The sequence below is a fragment of the Salmonella sp. A1325 genome (genome assembly GCF_056991255.1).
In genome coordinates, this window is the sequence record NZ_JAMLWO010000001.1 from 167,913 (window position 1) to 185,507 (window position 17,595).

Here is a 17,595-nt window from a genome sequence, read left to right on the forward strand (position 1 = left end):
CCGGATAGAGGCCTTCTTGTGACAAAAGAGCACCGCCTGTAGCACTGACAAACGTAGCGCCAGCAGTCGCTGGCTTATGCCTTCAGGACATTAAGCGCGGCGTCGTAATCCGGCTCGTGGGTGATTTCATCCACCAACTGGCTGAAAATAACGTTGTCGTTTTCGTCAAGCACGATGACTGCGCGCGCCGCCAAACCTTTCAGCGGGCCGTCAACGATTTCGACGCCGTAGTTTTTCAGAAACTCGTTATTACGCAGAGTGGAAAGCGTAATAACGTTGCTCAGGCCTTCCGCGCCGCAAAAACGCGACTGTGCAAAAGGCAGGTCAGCAGAAACGCACAATACGACGGTATTCTCCACTTCTGTGGCCAGTTGATTAAACTTACGAACTGATGCGGCGCATACGCCAGTATCAATGCTTGGGAAAATATTCAGCACTTTGCGTTTGCCTGCATATTGGCTGAGGGAAACGTCAGACAAATCTTTTGCGACAAGAGTAAAAGCCTGTGCTTTGCTACCAGCCTGCGGAATAACGTTGGCAACGGTGACCGGGTTACCCTGGAAATGTACAGTCTGTGACATAATTATGTTCCTATTTACTTATAGTTAACGTCGAAATCCAGTTTAAGTCATTATTCATTAACACGGCAAATACTATTTGTAGCAAGCCGCGTCCGGCGCTATCAGAGGGGAAGAGATGAGATCTGTTAAGGTATATGAGGAAACCTGGCCGTTACATACGCCTTTTGTTATTGCGCGTGGTAGCCGAAGCGAAGCGCATGTTGTCGTTGTCGAACTGGAAGAAGAGGGCGTAAAAGGCATCGGGGAATGTACGCCATATCCACGTTATGGTGAAAGTGATGCCTCGGTCATGGCGCAAATCATGAGTATTGTGCCTCAGTTGGAAAACGGGCTGACTCGCGAAGCATTGCAGAAACTGTTGCCGGCAGGCGCGGCGCGCAACGCGGTGGATAGCGCCTTATGGGATTTGCAGGCCCGCCAGCAGCAGCAAAGCCTTGCCGGGCTGCTCGGCGTGACGCTGTCCCCGGTTTTTACTACCGCGCAAACGGTAGTGATAGGCACGCCGGAACAGATGGCTGCCAGTGCGGCGGCACTATGGGAAAAAGGGGCGACGTTACTGAAAATCAAACTTGATGCTCGTCTGATTAGCGAACGTATGGTGGCGATCCGCTCGGCGGTGCCGGAGGCGACGCTCATTGTGGACGCCAATGAATCGTGGCGTCCGGAGGGGCTGGCGGCGCGTTGCCAGTTACTGGCGGATCTGAATGTCGCGATGCTGGAGCAACCGCTGCCCGCGCAGGATGACGCCGCCCTGGAAAATTTTATTCATCCGTTGCCCATCTGTGCAGATGAGAGCTGCCATACTCGCAGTAGTCTGAAAGCCCTGACGGGGCGCTACGATATGATCAACATTAAGCTGGATAAAACCGGCGGTCTGACTGAGGCGCTGGCGCTGGCAACGGAGGCGCGGGAGCAAGGATTCGGCCTGATGCTGGGCTGTATGCTCTGTACATCAAGAGCGATTAGCGCCGCGCTGCCGCTTATGCCGCAGGTGAGCTTCGCCGATCTTGATGGCCCAACATGGCTGGCGGTTGATGTTGAGCCCGCGCTACGCTTTACGACGGGTCAACTCCATCTTTAGGATGCCAGCGAAGCAGATTCGACATCGCCTGCAAGTATTTTTCGCTGGCTTCATCGGCGGAAACAGGGGGAAACTCGGCGGTAATGCAGTGCAGGTTGAGATCGGCGCACCAGCTGCCAAACGAACCGGGCGTTTCGTAACCTACGCTGGTCACCAGCGGCAACGCAAAAGCATCGGCCAGCCACTCGCCTAGCTCGCTGCGACGTGGATCTTCAATGCAGGCTAGCGGATCGTGAAAAGAGACGACCCAGGAGGGTTGGAGTCGATGAATTAACTGGCAAAGCGCCTGGGTTTCCGGTTCTGAGCCGGGATGGTCGCCGGTTAGCAGCACGACATCACGCTCTTGCGCGCGGCTATTCCAGCGATAAACTGTCTCACCCGCTTTCCAGTTGGCGGCGGGAAAGTTACGGTTTAGATCAATGCCATTCGCATTTGCCCTTAACCCCAGTTGACAGCCATCAGGATTAACGGCAAGTACGACATGATGACGGCGAAGGGAAGGATTTAAGGTGCGTAACGCACAGGAGAGCGTCACCACGGATGAGGTTTCATCCCCGTGGGTGCCAGCCAGTATCAGGCCGCTTTCGCGATCGGCGGCAGGCGCCGGAAACCAGATTAGCGGTGCGCCTAGTAGCGAACGTCCATAATGTTCAGTGCCTGGCGGAAATGCGCCGCGCTCGGCACGGGGGCGGGTGACAGTCATACATGTTTCCCGAAGCTGAGACCAGTAGGGTAATCATCGTAGTGTTGTGTAAAACCCGCCGATTATCAAATGGTTTCTATTTACCCTCTTGTATGGCGCGATATCAACTTTCTGGCGGAAGATAATTGCATTTCTTTCTGCTGAAACAAATAATTACGTTGTCATTTAACTCATCTTTGAGGAACTTCTATGAGGCATTCTGTTTCAGTAACCTGTTGTGCGCTGTTGGTTAGCAGCTTTTCACTGGCATATGCTGCGGATGTTCCCGGCGGAACGGTACTGGCAGAGAAACAAGAACTGGTGCGTCATATCAAAGATGAGCCCGCTTCGTTAGATCCAGCGAAAGCCGTTGGGCTGCCTGAAATTCAGGTGATCCGCGATCTATTTGAAGGGCTGGTTAACCAGAACGAAAAGGGTGAAATTATCCCTGGCGTCGCCAGCCAGTGGAAGAGCAATGATAATCGTATCTGGACGTTTACGTTGCGGGATAATGCGCAATGGGCCGATGGAACGCCGGTGACCGCCCAGGATTTTGTCTATAGCTGGCAACGTCTCGTTGATCCCAAAACGCTTTCCCCCTTCGCCTGGTTTGCCGCTCTGGCTGGCATCACTAATGCGCAAGCCATTATCGACGGTAAAGCCACGCCGGATCAGCTTGGCGTCAGTGCCGTGGACGCGCACACTTTGCGTATTCAGCTTGACAAGCCGTTGCCTTGGTTTGCCAGTCTGACCGCCAGTTTTGCCTTTTATCCGGTCCAAAAAGCGAATGTTGAAAGCGGTAAAGACTGGATGAAGCCGGGAAAACTGATCGGCAATGGTGCGTATGTGCTTAAAGAGCGCGTGGTAAATGAAAAACTGGTGGTCGTGCCTAATACGCATTACTGGGATAACGCGAAAACGGTACTGCAAAAAGTGACATTTTTACCCATTAACCAGGAATCGGCTGCGACGAAACGTTACCTTGCCGGTGATATTGATATCACCGAATCTTTCCCTAAAAATATGTACCAGAAATTATTGAAGGATATTCCAGGGCAAGTTTATACGCCGCCGCAATTAGGGACTTATTATTATGCGTTTAATACGCAGAAAGGGCCGACGGCGGATTCCCGCGTTCGTCTGGCGCTAAGTATGACCATTGATCGCCGTTTGATGGCGGAAAAAGTCTTAGGTACCGGTGAAAAACCGGCCTGGCATTTTACACCGGATGTCACGGCAGGATTTAAGCCCGATCCTTCACCGTTTGAACAAATGAGCCAGGAAGAACTTAATGCCCAGGCGAAAACATTGCTGCGTGCAGCAGGCTACGGATCGCAGAAGCCGCTTAAATTAACCCTGCTTTACAATACCTCAGAAAACCATCAGAAAATCGCGATTGCGGTGGCGTCAATGTGGAAGAAAAATCTGGGGGTGGATGTGAAATTGCAAAACCAGGAGTGGAAAACGTATATCGACAGCCGGAATACCGGTAATTTTGATGTTATTCGCGCCTCCTGGGTGGGGGATTACAACGAACCGTCGGCTTTCTTATCCTTATTAACGTCCACGCATACGGGGAATATTTCACGCTTTACTAATCCGACTTATGACAAAATCCTGACGCAAGCGACGATGGAAAATACCGCCGAAGCGCGTAACGCGGATTACAATGCAGCGGAGAAAATTTTAACGGAACAAGCGCCTATAGCGCCTATTTATCAGTATACCAATGGCCGGTTAATTAAACCGTGGGTAAAGGGATACCCCATTACTAACCCGGAAGATGTGGCCTATAGCCGTACGATGTATATTGTGAAGCACTGATGCGTACTGGTTGCCTTTTGATGAAAGGTAACCACGCCCGCCGCCTGATGCCGCCGTTCTCATTGCTGTGTTTTCAGCCAGGCGGCAATATCCTGTGTCGGCAGATGATGTTGTGCATTCCAGGTGTCACTCATCGGCCACCACATACCGTCACCACGCGCGAAGGCGACGCGATAGCGCAGCATTGGGTCATGCGGATGTAAACGGAGCTGCTCCTGTAAGTCAGGTAGCGTCAATACGCCTCGGGTAAAAGTTTGCTGCGTCACGCGTTCGACCGTTTCCGCCAGTTTTGCATAAGAGGTCGTTTCCCCCGCAACAAAGACGACTTCGTTAGTGATACGCGGCTGATGCAGATAAATTTCAGTGGTCAGGCGACCAATATCCGCAGGCGACGTGACGGTGACCTGCATTTCCCATCCGCCGAGGGCATTGATGGTTTTTTGGGCTAAGTTGACCACATCAAAGGCCGGTTCGAAGAGAAAAGAGGTAAATATACCGGTTGAAACAATCACCCACTCTGTGACGTTTTGCTCGCGCAAAAACGTCCTGACGTCATACTGTTCGTCCCACACCGGCTGGCCGCTGCCTTTGCCGACCACATCGTAATTCACGCCAAACTGCCAGGGGAAATAGCGCTTAACGCCCGCCTCCAGTACCGCGCGGGTGATTTTTATCTGGGTACCCGCACCGGCGACAAACCCCATACAATTGATGATCGTATCAAAAACGCGGAATTGATCTTTTAACGCTGCAACCGAACTGCCCGCGATGTCGACCGGGATAAACCGCGCACCGGCATCTGCCAGTTGTTGATGAATGCTGGAACGTCGTTTGCTCTGTTTATCCCTGGATCGCCCTGACACAATAACGCAAACGGAACCATTACGCTGTGTGACCGCCGGAACCAACGACGCCAGCACTGACGCCCCCAGTTGTCCCGCGCCCAGCACCAATACTTTTTCACCCACCTGATTATTGGATTGTTTCATTTGCCCCTCTCTGTGTTGATTCACCTGTAGATAGAGATTACGTCAGGGATCTGCGTTCGATAAGACGCCGAAGACGGGTTAGACTGTTCTGATAAATGGGATAATTGGCGGGGGGAAAATGGACAAGCTGGAAGCGATGCAGGTCTATGTTTGCGTAGTGGATACCCATAGTTTTATCAGAGCCGCCGAAGTGCTGGGCGTGCCGCGCTCAACGGTATCGCGGGTGGTTAAAGAACTGGAATCTTGGCTTAAGATTCAGCTTTTGCAACGTACAACTCGCAAACTTAGTGTGACCGCAGAGGGGCGGCGTTACTACGAAGAGTGCAAAAGAGTGCTGGCAGATATCGCGGCCATGGAGTCGTCATTTCCCGGCCGGGCGGCACAACCCAAAGGGCGTTTTAAAGTGGGGATGCCGCAATCTCTCGCCCGGCATTGCATTATTCCCATGCTCCCGGCCTTTTTGCGCCAGTATCCGGAGCTGGAGCTGATACTTTGTTCCAGCGATAGCGTGGAGGATATTATCCTGCAAGGGTATGACTGCGTAATTCGGGCCGGCAGGATCGATGATTCCACCACGCTGGTTGCCCGTCCGCTCGCCAGTTTTAACTGGGTGATAGCAGCATCGCCCACTTACATTGAGCGTTACGGTAGCCCTGAAAATTTAGATGATCTGCAAAAACACCATGCGGTCGGCTACCTGAACCACCGCACCGGGCGTACCACCGACTGGTTTTTTACGCGTGAGGGGGAGGATTACGCGATGCGGATGCAGGAGACGCTGGTTGTCGATGATACGGACGCTTATATTCAGGCCGGAATACAGGGGCTGGGGTTAATTCGCGTCGCCAGCTATCTGGTTGCGCCGTATCTGCACAGCGGGGCGCTGGTGACCTGCATGGACAACCATTCTTATGATTTGCCGCTTGCGCTGGTCTATCCGCAAAACAGGTTTCTGCCGCCTGCGGTACGCGCTTTTTATGACTGGTGCAAAACGGCGCTGAGCCAGCCGGAGCCTCTTCGCTAAAAAATATTATTCCGGATATCGCATTGCCTGTTCAGAAAACTTTTTCACAGACGGTCAAAATGACGGTACTGGTTTTTGACGCATAAGTAAAAGGCATTATCAAACAGGGGGCTACACGGCGAGTATATAGCAAGCACTGAACGTTTGGATGCAATAAAAAATCTGTACAACTGTTATTAATGAACTTTTTGTATAAATATAATCGGATTTAACAATACTCATTGTACCTGTCTTTTGCTCTTATCATGGCGTCTTTACGACGAAAGGGTGCTTTAGCGTGGAATATTCAATATTAAGTAACAACCTTAAAATGCCTATGGTGGGTTTTGGCGTTTTTAAGGTAACCGACAAAGAAGAATGTCAGCAGTCAGTGTTAAGCGCTATTCGCAGCGGTTATCGTCTTATCGATACCGCTGCGGTATACGGCAATGAAGATGCCGTTGGTGATGCTGTTCGTGAAGCCATCGCGACAGGCCTGTGTACCCGTGAGGAGTTATTTATTACTTCTAAACTGTGGGTGCAAGATATGGCTAACTACGATCTGGCCAAAGCAGGTATTGAAGCGTCGCTGAAAAAATCCGGGTTAGATTATTTTGATCTCTATTTATTGCATCAGGCAATGGGCGATTATTTTAGTGCGTGGCGCGCGCTGGAAGACGCTTATGAAGCCGGTAAACTAAAAGCCATTGGCGTGTCCAACTTCTATGCGCATGTGTTAGCCAACTTCTGTGAAACCGTCAGAATTACGCCAATGGTAAACCAGGTCGAATTGCATCCATACTTTGCACAACCCGCTGCGCTGGAAACCATGAAGCATTATAACGTTCAGCCTGAAGCGTGGGCGCCGTTAGGCGGCGGGAGACATAAACCGTATGAAAATGAAATGCTTCAAAGGATTGCCGATGCCCATCAAAAAACCATCGCGCAGGTTGTCCTGCGTTGGAACGTGCAGCGTGGCGTCACGGTTATTCCTAAATCCACTCGACAGGAACGTATTGAAGAGAACTTTGCCATCTGGGATTTCTCACTAACGGATAACGAAATGGCTCAAATCAACACACTTGATTTAGGCTATGTTGGCGAAGCGGTGAAGCATTTTAATCCCGAATTTGTTCGCGGTTGTCTTGGCGTTAAAATCCACGATTGATCCCGGCGCTTGCGGATGTTTTCTCGCATGAACAGCTTCTAACACGGTTGCCGGAGCGTAGACGGCAACCGTATGATATTCGCCTGGCCGTCAGGCGCCGAAGGCACCATCGATGGTGTGCATCGCGCCGGTGACGAAAGAGGCTTCCGGACCGGCAAGCCATGCCACCATTCCAGCCACTTCTTCAGGTCTTCCGTGTCGTTTGATCGCCATGAAACTGTGCATCAGCTCTTTCATGGGGCCATCTTCCGGATTGATGTCGGTATCAATGGGGCCTGGCTGCACCACATTTATCGTAATCCCGCGGGGGCCAAAATCACGGGCCAGGCCGCGCGCCAGCCCTTGCAGGGCTGATTTACTGGCGGCGTACGCGGCCATTCCCGGTACGGGCATCCGATCGCCATTCACGGAACCGATAATAATAATGCGTCCACCTTCCGGCATGTTGCGGGCTGCTTCGACTGACGCATGGTAAGGCGCATGGATATTAATGCGGAACAAACGATCTATCGCATCGCTATCTTGTTCCAGCGCATCGCCGAAGAGAGCGACGCCCGCATTGACGACCAGAATATCCAGCGGTCCGTACTCACGCACGAGGCTGATGACGGCATCACGATCGGCGCTATCCGTCTGGATGGCGGTGCTTCCAGTTTCCGCTGCCAGTTTTTCGGCGGCTTCACGCGATCCGGCGTAGCTGAAAACGACCGATGCGCCGTCAGCGCTAAAGCGTCGTACAATAGCCGCGCCGATACCACGACTTCCCCCTAAAACCAGTACAGATTTGTTGCGAAATAGCGTCATCAGGATGTCCTTTATGATATTGTAGTAGTCACTACAATATGCGTAATGAAATCATGCCGTCAAGGAGTTATGTAGTAATGACTACAAAACATAGCCGAACGCCGGGTCGCCCTCGCCAGTTCGATCCGGAGCAAGCCATTGAAACCGCTCAACACTTATTTCATTCGCGCGGCTACGACGCGGTGAGCGTAGCGGATCTGACAAAAGCGTTCGGGATCAATCCTCCCAGTTTCTATGCGGCGTTTGGTAGCAAGCTGGGGCTGTATACTCGCGTATTAAAACGTTACAGGATGACCGACGCGATTCCGCTCGGGGCGCTTCTGCGTCACGATCGCCCGACCGCGAAGTGCCTTATCGATGTGCTAATGGAAGCGGCAAGACGTTACGCTGCCGATCCTGATGCCACCGGATGTCTGGTTCTGGAGGGCGCTCATTGTAACGATAAACCGGCACGAGAGGCCGCCTGCGAGTTTTACATCGCTGCTGAAAACCTGATTCGCACTTATGTCGCCATGCGGTATCCGCAAGAGGCTGACCGGATGACGGACTTTATGGGGACGCTAATGGCGGGACTTTCCGCCAAGGCGCGAGCGGGGTATAGCCTGGAGCGTCTTCAGGAGAGCGTACTTCTGGTTGGAGATGTGCTGGAGCGATTACTGCCGGATTAACGCAGCGCATCAAAAAACCTGAGCCAATCAGATACGGGCAAACAGGGAGCAATAGCCCTAATCATCCATCTTGCCGTTGCGGTATTCGGTAAAGTACATCAAAAATAGAGGTGTCAGGGAAACGAGAGATGCAAAAATGTAGTCTTATTACGGTACTTAGCTTATCAGTGTTGATGCTAGCCGGATGTACAACGACCTATACCATGACGACCCGGACGGGAGAGATTATTGAAACGCAGGGTAAGCCAGAGGTTGACACCGCAACCGGAATGACGAAATACGCTGATGCTTATGGTTATCATCGCGTCATTAAAACCAGTGAAATAGTGCAGACGACAGAAGGCGCATCGAAGCTGGACTGGTAATGCGCTAAAGCAGTTGGGAGGCCGTGTCCAGTATGGGTACCGGACTGTTTCTGTGCCTGAATTGAATAGAGCGCCTGTATAGCCGAATACAGGGTCTCGGCTTGATTTGTGTCGTCAGTTATTTGGTTGTTCCCTGTATAGTGAAGATAAACAGTACTCATGGATAACGGTCTGTTTTGGATTGCTAACTATCCCGGATTCTGCGCGTTTTATTTAGTCACAACCATGGTTAAGAATATTTTGGGTCAGACTTACACGCCGGGTATTAAGATAATCCGTCGCATAGAGAGCTTGATCGGCATCATTCGGTTCAAGAAGAAATGGCGTGACTTTAGGTATGAGATCAGCAAACAGGTTATATTGATCCACAGAAGCAAAATGCTGGGTAGCGCTGGCCCAGGGCATTCGCATCAGCTCTGCGTAAGAAGGGGATAGTTGAACAGGCAAATCAAATTCTTTCAGATTAGCAAGCATCTCCTTACTCATATAAAATGTGACCCTGTTTCGCGAAAAGGTGTTAAGCACTGCCTTCAGTCGTTTAACTTTTGCTTCTTTACTCATGCTATTATCAAAAAAACGTGGTGAAAGCATAATAGCAATCGATGCATTTGGTGAAATAACATTATGTAGTGGTTTCAGGGCTACAACAATCTGATCGTTTGTGAAGATACGCTGCGTACCAGAAGAGGTAGTATAGTTTCCACCCAGCCAGATCACATAATCCGTTGTTTTGAGGGGAAGCGCTTTTTCCGGTATATTACCCCTGTCAGGTGCCACTGTTTCAATTGCTAGTGAGTCTTGTCCCCAGACATTATTTACTTTAGAACTCAAAAAATTATATTCTGAAATGTTCCTTAGTTTTAGTAGAGTTATCTGCGAGCGGGTAAAAAAGAGATTGAATCTCACTTTGTTCTGCAATTTCCGAAGTAATCTGAGCGTGTTCTGATCGATCAGATGAGTATAAAGACCAACAGTTTTTCCGGAAAGTATTGCTGAGGCATTGTTCGCATGAAGCATCTCTTTTATAGCTCCTTGCCCAATAATCAGTACGCAACTGTATTTTTCTGGTCTGATTTTATCTATGGGGATATCGGTAAGATTGACCAGGTCAGGAGTGCCATGCCGCCAATTATCATGAATGACTGTGGCTCCGGAGGCGTCTCCTCCGGCTCCCCTGGTGATAATAAGAGGAGGGTGGGTACTGGCATGTGCGATATACGAAAAACAAGCTACCATTGCTAGCGCTGTGTTTCTGATGGTTGTATACATATCGTCTGCCCTGATTTCGAAAATATGAATAATGTCTCCTCTTATAATGTACATCAAAAAGAGAGTATTTTAATTAAACGTTATCTCAACGAGATAAAAGGTTAGCACAGTAAAGTATAGAGAGAATGTAATCATATCAACATTATAGATGTGGGAGCATGAGGGCCCCGCAAGCCGCCCGGCCAGCATACTCCCATTAATAGTTAAAGTATGGACTTTGCTTTTACCGTAAACTGTAGCCAATATTACCTGATCACTACACCGTACAGTACTGTCAGAAATCTGTCCACGGCGTCGCGTGCACGCAAGTTATTTTCTCAATCCTTTCAAAACGTTAATTTATTTAATAGTCACTTATTTTATCAGAATCAATACTGAGAGTTTTATTACCGCTCTGAAAAGAGAAGGCTTTTCAGATGAAATACGTGGATGGTACAACGTCATTACAGTACAGGGATGTAATAATAAAGATCGACAATGGATTCATTATTCTGTTGCTTTTGGACGGATGCCAAATGGAAGTATTCAATATCTTCTCCTTCTCTCCTGATAAGATTCAGTTTTGGCAATATACACATATATATTGTATTGGAAAATTGTTGATATTGTTCCTTATGACCAACGAAATGGAATTTTGCATATTTACCACATTTTATTACCCTCGACATGGGTATTTTGCCTCCATCGACGGAATTATGTTCCATACCAAAAAAACTGCTTACGGCGATGACCTGGTCTTTGGTATTATCCGGCTTAAAAGACGAGAGACAATACACATTTTCGCCCCACGTTCTGAGCGTCTCATGAATGATTTTCCATTTTATAGGCGACGCTTTTTTAGGAAGGTCATTTGTTGCGATCTGATGAGATGTTTGAAATCCGAAAATTTCTTTTGACGTAAGCTGACAAATTTCGAACTGATAATGCTCATCACAGTCAAGCCAGTAAGGAGGCCGTAGGTTTCTGAGATCCCAGAAATCAGCCTTGCGATAGTTATTGGGATTGACGCCAAATGTTTTTTTGAACTCTCGACTATAGGACTGCACTGAATCAAACCCCATTCTGAACGCGATATCTGTGACCGACTGAGAGGTCAGCTTTAGCAGAGTGGCGCTTCTGCTCAACTTGCGTTGTCTGATATATTTTCCGATAGAGACGCCACACTTTTCTTTAAAAAAATCCTGCAAACTCCTTCGCGAATAACCTGTTATAACAACCAACTTTTCAATATCAATCCTCTCTTCAAGATTTTTTTCTATTTGCTCTAATACTGAGACTATTATGGCTCTTTTCATCATCATTCCTCTTTATTGAAGCCGAAAATATAAACATTTAAGGTGTTTGACATACTGTGTTATTAAACCAGTGGGGGTTGTTAGCTTTTCTGGCAAAACAAGAAAGATTTAAATTGCTTGACGTTTCTGAATAAACTTTACACTTGGAGATCGGCTTTTGCCAGTAAAGCTAAGTAATTGGCATGGCGAAGGGCATAATTTCACAGGCGGTTAAAATGATTGAATAATCCTGAATTTTTAGCCCGTGAGATTATAAATCTCATAATTATTTCTAATGATTTAATAAAAGGGATGAATTGTTTTGTACTTCAAAAAATCTTTATTAGCTTTAGCGATTTGTGCATCCGTGGTCTCAGTAGAGGCGGTGGCGAATATCAGAGCCAATGATATGGCTTCTTCTGCTACGCCTGCTTCTGTTGGTCACCGTCCTGTGGCAACTACTAATGCAAAAAAGATAGAAGTGTCTGGGGAACTGACGACCGGTTCAACCCTCCAGATAGCGGATGTTTTTATTAGGGATGAGGATGGGGATCCCTTATCGCTGGATAAAATGAATAATGCCGACGATATTAAATGGTATCTGGTGGATAATGAGGCCGCCGATCCTTCTGGAACCCCGGTGGCAACCGGGACGGCTTTTACCATTCCTGCTGATGCAGGCGGTAAAAAAATTAAAATCGTTTACCGGATTAAGACGGCAACGGGGACGCCGGATAGTGCATTCTTGCCTGCCACTGTCTTATTAACTTCTGCATCTTCTGGGGTGGGCGGCGACTCCGCCGCAGACGGTACAATTTCTAATAAGCTACGTTCTGTCACTATCAATGTGGTGAATGAAAGTGGTAAACCAACTGATGAACTCAACGGTACCAATGACGCCAACACTCCAGTGGTGGGCGGCACCCTTGAAGCGGTACTGGAATGTGCCGCCACAGCGGCGGCTGAGTGTGAGGTCAGTAATTATAACTTTACCTGGCAGATGGCGGATGCCGGGACACCAAATAAGTTCACCGATCTGAATAATACCAACGCTGAAAAGCATAAATATATTATTAAGGGAACTGAGCAGAATAAACTGTTCCGTGTCCACGTTACGCCTAAAACGACGAAAGCCACGCCGGAGAATAAACGCGCTATCCGTCGCTGATGGTTATCGCTAAATAAACCTCTTATTTAAATACTCCCTCTGCCAGGCAGGGGGATATAGCAGGAGACAATAAAGTGGTTTTTTCTAAAAAACCCATTACTAAATATATAACCTGGGCCATTGTTACCAGTCAGATTCCACTCCCGGTCATTGCTGATAGCGATAATGAAATTCAGTCGTGGATTGCGGGGACGGCATCGTCTATTTCTCCGCATCTGCAGGAGGGGACGCTGGAGGATTATGCCAAAGGAAAAATAAAGGCATTACCAGGGCAAGCCGCTAATCATTTGGTGAACGAGGGGATGAAGAGCGCTTTTCCGGAGATTATTTTCCGTGGTGGCGTCAATCTTGAAGATGGCGCGAAATATCGTTCATCAGAGTTCGATATGTTTATTCCCGTCCAGGAAACGACATCGTCTTTACTCTTTGGCCAGCTTGGCTTTCGCGACCACGACAGCAGCAGTTTCGATGGCCGCATCTATGCTAACGTTGGTGTGGGTTACCGCCAGGAGGTCAATGGATGGCTGCTCGGCGTCAATACGTTTCTGGATGCCGACATCCGTTATTCCCACTTACGTGGCGGCATTGGCGGGGAAGTCTATAAAGACAGTCTGGCCTTTTCCGGCAACTATTATTTCCCTCTCACCGGCTGGAAAACGTCAGCAGTTCATGAATTACATGATGAGCGTCCGGCATATGGCTTTGATCTGCGAACAAAAGGCACGCTCCCCGATTTTCCCTGGTTCAGTGGCGAGCTGACATATGAACAGTATTACGGGGATAAAGTTGATCTATTGGGTAACGGTACATTAAGCCGGAATCCCCGCGCCGCAGGTGCGGCTCTGGTCTGGAATCCTGTCCCCTTGCTTGAGGTCAGAGCAGGATATCGGGACGCCGGTAACGGCGGATCGCAGGCTGAGGGCGGTCTGAGAGTCAACTATTCCTTCGGTACGCCGTTACATGAACAGCTTGATTACCGCAACGTTGGGGCGCCGTCAAATACGACTAATCGGCGTGCCTTTGTCGATCGTAATTACGATATCGTCATGGCGTATCGGGAGCAGGCCAGTAAAATCCGCATTACGGCAATGCCAGTGTCAGGCCTGTCCGGGAGGCTGGTGACATTAATGGCGACGGTAGATAGCCGTTACCCGATTGAGAAGGTTGAGTGGTCGGGTGATGCGGAGCTTCTCGCCGGGCTCCAGCTTCAGGGGAGTCTGGGCAGCGGCCTTATCCTTCCACAACTTCCGCTGACGGCGACCGACGGTCAGGAGTATAGCCTTTATTTAACGGTGACTGACAGCCGGGGTACTCGCGTGACCTCCGAGCGTATCCCGGTAAGGGTGACACAGGATGAGACCAGTTTCCGTTCCTGGATAAATGTTATCAATGACGATGTTCAGGTTGAGGATGGCAACTTTGTTGTCAGTACGCCGCTTCCCGCCGGAGAAGAGGGGAAGGTTATTGAGTGGCACTACGTGCGCGAGCGCTCTGAAGAGGAGTGGGCGTCGCTCAAACCACGTAATATTAAGTATCAATCAGATACGCCGGGTCTGGCATTTAAAGCGCTCGGTGGTAGAGAGCGTGACGGCCATTGGGTTGAACGGGTTCTGGTGACCCATATCGGCGATGATGCCCGCTCGCTCAAATTACATATTGAAGCAAGCGGACCAGACGATAAACATCCGGTGAAGGGTACCGTACTACTACAAGCGCAGTCAGACAGTATTGCGCAGAAGGTCACTTCTGTGGAGGTGCTTTTTACGCCGGGTACTGAAGAAGCCAACGGAAGCGTTACCGCGCCAGTCGTCGGAACGGAAATGCGAGCCAGAACGCTTTGTATAAATAACACGGACTGTACTGATGCGTTTAATTATCAGTGGGAAATCTCGGATGAAATGAAATCCTGGCAATCCGTACCGGGGGCGACAAAAGCCACCTGGCTTATCCCTTATAGCCTTAACGGGGAATCGCTACAGAATAAATATATTCGCGTCAGAATTATTTCTGATAAAGAAAATGCTAAGAGTTCTACCGCAGCATCTGATGCGAATTAATGTTTTAAAAAGGATCAACAGTGCGTATGTCGAAACATAATCTTATTATCTATAGCCTGCTTCTGGCGGCTGCGCCGATAAGCGTCTTGGCGGATTCGTCGACAACGTCCGCGGCAACCGTCGGGATGTTTTCTCCTCCTACGGCGCCGAGCGTTGGGCACAGGCCTAGTTCGCCGTTGAGTGATTATGGGTTGGAATTGAATGGGTATTATGGATATTTTGAATCATATATACCTATACCAGGCATGCTTTTAAAAGCAAGAATGGTTGGGAGAGTCAGTGATCTTGATTCTGAAAAATATCAAGCTAATGAAACGGCTACCACAGTATGTACGTATTATCGCGTTGAGAAAGATGACTCACAGCATGAGCTTCTACGTGAAAAGCCGTGTAAATATGAAATTGTTATCAGCGAGGATAATGTAGGTTCGAAGATAAGAATTGAGCATTATAACGAAACAGATATGGTCTCAGCACCAGGATATACGCCTGTGCCGATGGTTTCTGAACTCCATTCTATTGAAACAAAACGTATAGTTAAATTGAGTAAAGATTTATCTGTCATTAGTGCAGATAAATCTTTACTGATGCCAGGAGAGAGTGCTGTTGTGAAAATTATTGTTAAAGATATAAATAATAACCCCATATCTAATCTCAATCTCCAGTGTGGGCATTTTTCAACAGGAAGTTGGAATAGTCGATGCGATATCAAAGCCGGGGGTAATCCCGGAGAGTATCTTCAGACGGTAACTTATAATGGAGGTTCAAATGGAGAGTTGAAATTGACATATAAATATTTTGGGGAATTGATTAAAGATAAATTTACTATCTCCGGGACAATAAAAAAGTAGAGTAAAAACAGCAATGAATAATGGGTTGGCTTTTATTTCACTGCTCTTATTATGGATGTTGACTTGGTTCTTTAGTAGATTGCTAAATAATTATTATGGCTAAAATAATACAAACGTTAAAAGGAGAACTTTTTATGACACCAGCAACAACACAAGATTATATCTCATTGGGTCAGGAACACGCTGTCACCTTTGGCAAAACGCAGCTGACCCTCAAACCCGGTATACTGGCTGAAGGCAAACCATTACCCTGCACAAAGGGGCTGGTGAGCCATAATTTATTACCGGGTTACTGTATCCCGGGGATAAAAAAGCGGATTATTGTCGTCCCGTCACTGGATACGCCGGTTTGTGAATGGCAGGTAAAAGACTATAGTGACCGCCTTAAATCAGCGGGTAGCCACTCAAACCGGGCGGTATATGTGCTGAGTATGGATACGCCATTTGCTCAGGCTCGTTTTATTCGGGAACATGATATTCATCCCGGCATAACCTTTTTTTCTGACTACGCTTGCCGCCAGTTTTTGGATAATTCCGGGCTGAAAATTAATGAGCTCAGTATTTTTGCCAGAGCGTTGATAGAGTGCGATGAAAACAATGTGGTTACGCGTGTTAGTGTACCACGAGATATCACTCATCTTCCTGTTTACTAATCACTTATATCAGCACCGCCCCTGCACAGAGAACCGAATAACCGGCAATGCAGGGGCGCAGGCATTCTCTTGTGTGCCCCCACATTTAATACATATACTATTGCATCACGCATAAGGAACTGAAAATGATGCCAGCGGATGGGGCAGGTTAACGTTATGGCACCCCTGAATTTCTGCAATAATCGTCTGGTAACCGGAAAGCCACTTATGACTTTGTGATTTGGCCTGCTGGTGCTGTAAATTATTTATCAATAGCTCCATTGATTCGCGGGTCTGCCAGTAATAATTATTAACCATTCTTCCGCTGGCGGCATCGGTATAGCTTTCCATCCCAATATAGCCATCAATAGACTGTGTATAGCGCTCAATCCAGCCATCCAGTTGATAAAACTCTTCGTCGTACTCTTTTTTTTCGAAAATAAAACTTGTCAGAAACAGCGACATGGTATTTCTCCTGTTACGCAATATCAATCAAACACCCATCAACGTGGATTCAAAACGTAAACCTGGCATCATTTTTTCAAGGCCGTCAGTCAGCATGTTTCCTGCCGCGTACAATTCATCAACCGGCATTTCCGGCAAGCTTTCAAGGATAAACCACATCGCTTTATCTGAAGCGCTTAGTCGGGTACGTACTCCCTGACGCCAGTTCCAGCGCCGACAGGTGACGCCTCTGTCATCGCGCCAGATAACTTCGCCCGGTTCTGGCGACTCGGTGGCGGGTTGTCCTTCTTTCAGAGTATCAAATGTTTCACTACCGTCTGCGAAAACCAGCCGCGGCGATCCACAATAAGCCGCGCTATTTTCGCCGCCTACCGGTACGGCATAGCGCAGGCTCACCGCGTTATAAAGATCAACGACCGGGTCCAGCGCCGCCATTGTTCCATCCTTCAACACGCGTTTTCGTAGCGCTTCAGCCGAGCAGGGGGTGCGCTTTGGTTTTGCGCCGAATGCTTTAAACACCGCATTCCAGGCGTCTATATGCGCCTGTGCCCACGTCGGTTGGCCGTTAATTACGGCCTGACAGGCCTCTTTTAGCGCGATTTCTCCGACCTGCGCATCGCGAACCGGAGCGGCAATAACATTAATACTTAATGCACGAAAGCCGGGAGCGATACGGGCCAGTTCCGGGCTGATTGACGGTAACATAGAAGACAT

The 17,595-nt window shown here is 48.6% G+C and carries 18 protein-coding genes; 10 read left to right on the plus strand and 8 right to left on the minus strand.

The genetic code is table 11. The features are described from left to right. Positions 1 to 74 precede the first annotated feature (74 nt). Complete coding sequence (gene tpx, locus NAZ64_RS00900; RefSeq protein WP_000084401.1) at positions 75 to 581, minus strand: thiol peroxidase; 507 nt, start codon at positions 579 to 581, stop codon at positions 75 to 77. Positions 582 to 696: 115 nt separating this feature from the next. Between tpx and ycjG the strand changes: the two genes are divergently transcribed. Then, entirely contained in the window at positions 697 to 1,662 is a 966-nt protein-coding gene (gene ycjG, locus NAZ64_RS00905) for an L-Ala-D/L-Glu epimerase (protein ID WP_001258068.1), read from the plus strand. Here the strand turns inward: ycjG and mpaA are convergent. Then, positions 1,637 to 2,365, minus strand: a complete 729-nt coding sequence (gene mpaA, locus NAZ64_RS00910; RefSeq protein WP_220569862.1) for a murein tripeptide amidase MpaA — start codon at positions 2,363 to 2,365, stop codon at positions 1,637 to 1,639. The genes ycjG and mpaA overlap by 26 nt on opposite strands. Before the next feature lie 189 nt (positions 2,366 to 2,554). On the opposite strand from mpaA, the gene NAZ64_RS00915 reads away from it, so the two are divergent. Continuing rightward, positions 2,555 to 4,168 (plus strand): peptide ABC transporter substrate-binding protein, encoded by a 1,614-nt coding sequence (locus NAZ64_RS00915; protein ID WP_001216560.1) that lies wholly within the window; start codon positions 2,555 to 2,557, stop codon positions 4,166 to 4,168. Positions 4,169 to 4,227: 59 nt separating this feature from the next. Here NAZ64_RS00915 and NAZ64_RS00920 read toward each other — a convergent pair whose 3' ends face one another. Then, complete coding sequence (locus NAZ64_RS00920) at positions 4,228 to 5,157, minus strand: aromatic alcohol reductase (RefSeq protein ID WP_220569863.1); 930 nt, start codon at positions 5,155 to 5,157, stop codon at positions 4,228 to 4,230. A gap of 118 nt (positions 5,158 to 5,275) precedes the next feature. Here NAZ64_RS00920 and NAZ64_RS00925 point away from each other — a divergent pair, with 118 nt between their 5' ends. Further along, entirely contained in the window at positions 5,276 to 6,181 is a 906-nt protein-coding gene (locus tag NAZ64_RS00925) for a LysR family transcriptional regulator (RefSeq protein ID WP_076935234.1), read from the plus strand. A gap of 277 nt (positions 6,182 to 6,458) precedes the next feature. After that, positions 6,459 to 7,328 carry an aldo/keto reductase gene (locus NAZ64_RS00930; protein WP_000456772.1) on the plus strand — a complete coding sequence of 290 codons (870 nt, stop codon included), beginning with the start codon at positions 6,459 to 6,461 and terminating at the stop codon, positions 7,326 to 7,328. A gap of 90 nt (positions 7,329 to 7,418) precedes the next feature. On the opposite strand, the gene bdcA is transcribed toward NAZ64_RS00930, so the two are convergent. After that, a complete protein-coding gene (gene bdcA, locus NAZ64_RS00935; protein WP_020839314.1) occupies positions 7,419 to 8,132 on the minus strand; it encodes an SDR family oxidoreductase in 714 nt (237 codons plus the stop codon). Positions 8,133 to 8,209: 77 nt separating this feature from the next. On the opposite strand from bdcA, the gene NAZ64_RS00940 reads away from it, so the two are divergent. Further along, the gene (locus NAZ64_RS00940; protein ID WP_220569864.1) at positions 8,210 to 8,800 is read left to right on the plus strand and encodes a TetR/AcrR family transcriptional regulator; all 591 of its coding nucleotides are present in this window, start codon (positions 8,210 to 8,212) and stop codon (positions 8,798 to 8,800) included. Between the two features lie 128 nt (positions 8,801 to 8,928). Next, the gene (locus NAZ64_RS00945; protein WP_001168016.1) at positions 8,929 to 9,165 is read left to right on the plus strand and encodes a YgdI/YgdR family lipoprotein; all 237 of its coding nucleotides are present in this window, start codon (positions 8,929 to 8,931) and stop codon (positions 9,163 to 9,165) included. Between the two features lie 213 nt (positions 9,166 to 9,378). Here the strand turns inward: NAZ64_RS00945 and NAZ64_RS00950 are convergent, their stop codons facing one another. Both NAZ64_RS00950 and NAZ64_RS00955 read right to left on the minus strand, forming a co-directional pair. Beyond that, entirely contained in the window at positions 9,379 to 10,488 is a 1,110-nt protein-coding gene (locus NAZ64_RS00950) for a hypothetical protein (RefSeq protein WP_220569912.1), read from the minus strand. Between the two features lie 389 nt (positions 10,489 to 10,877). After that, positions 10,878 to 11,735 (minus strand): GyrI-like domain-containing protein, encoded by an 858-nt coding sequence (locus NAZ64_RS00955; RefSeq protein ID WP_077248414.1) that lies wholly within the window; start codon positions 11,733 to 11,735, stop codon positions 10,878 to 10,880. 295 nt (positions 11,736 to 12,030) lie between these two features. On the opposite strand from NAZ64_RS00955, the gene zirU reads away from it, so the two are divergent. The 4 genes from zirU (at position 12,031) to NAZ64_RS00975 (ending at position 16,437) form a co-directional block, all read left to right on the plus strand. Continuing rightward, positions 12,031 to 12,876 (plus strand): two-partner-like secretion system exoprotein ZirU, encoded by an 846-nt coding sequence (zirU, locus tag NAZ64_RS00960; RefSeq protein ID WP_220569865.1) that lies wholly within the window; start codon positions 12,031 to 12,033, stop codon positions 12,874 to 12,876. Between the two features lie 74 nt (positions 12,877 to 12,950). After that, positions 12,951 to 14,933 carry a two-partner secretion translocator ZirT gene (gene zirT, locus NAZ64_RS00965; RefSeq protein ID WP_220569866.1) on the plus strand — a complete coding sequence of 661 codons (1,983 nt, stop codon included), beginning with the start codon at positions 12,951 to 12,953 and terminating at the stop codon, positions 14,931 to 14,933. A gap of 26 nt (positions 14,934 to 14,959) precedes the next feature. Further along, on the plus strand, positions 14,960 to 15,784 hold the full coding sequence (locus tag NAZ64_RS00970; RefSeq protein ID WP_001527813.1) for a ZirS family two-partner secretion-like system exoprotein: 825 nt from the start codon (positions 14,960 to 14,962) through the stop codon (positions 15,782 to 15,784). A gap of 95 nt (positions 15,785 to 15,879) precedes the next feature. Further along, positions 15,880 to 16,437, plus strand: a complete 558-nt coding sequence (locus NAZ64_RS00975) for a redoxin family protein (protein WP_001062618.1) — start codon at positions 15,880 to 15,882, stop codon at positions 16,435 to 16,437. A gap of 105 nt (positions 16,438 to 16,542) precedes the next feature. On the opposite strand, the gene NAZ64_RS00980 is transcribed toward NAZ64_RS00975, so the two are convergent. Together NAZ64_RS00980 and NAZ64_RS00985 are read right to left on the minus strand one after the other, a co-directional pair. Next, on the minus strand, positions 16,543 to 16,881 hold the full coding sequence (locus NAZ64_RS00980) for an antibiotic biosynthesis monooxygenase family protein (RefSeq protein WP_000051812.1): 339 nt from the start codon (positions 16,879 to 16,881) through the stop codon (positions 16,543 to 16,545). A 27-nt stretch (positions 16,882 to 16,908) separates the two neighbouring features. Continuing rightward, entirely contained in the window at positions 16,909 to 17,595 is a 687-nt protein-coding gene (locus NAZ64_RS00985; RefSeq protein WP_220569869.1) for a B3/B4 domain-containing protein, read from the minus strand.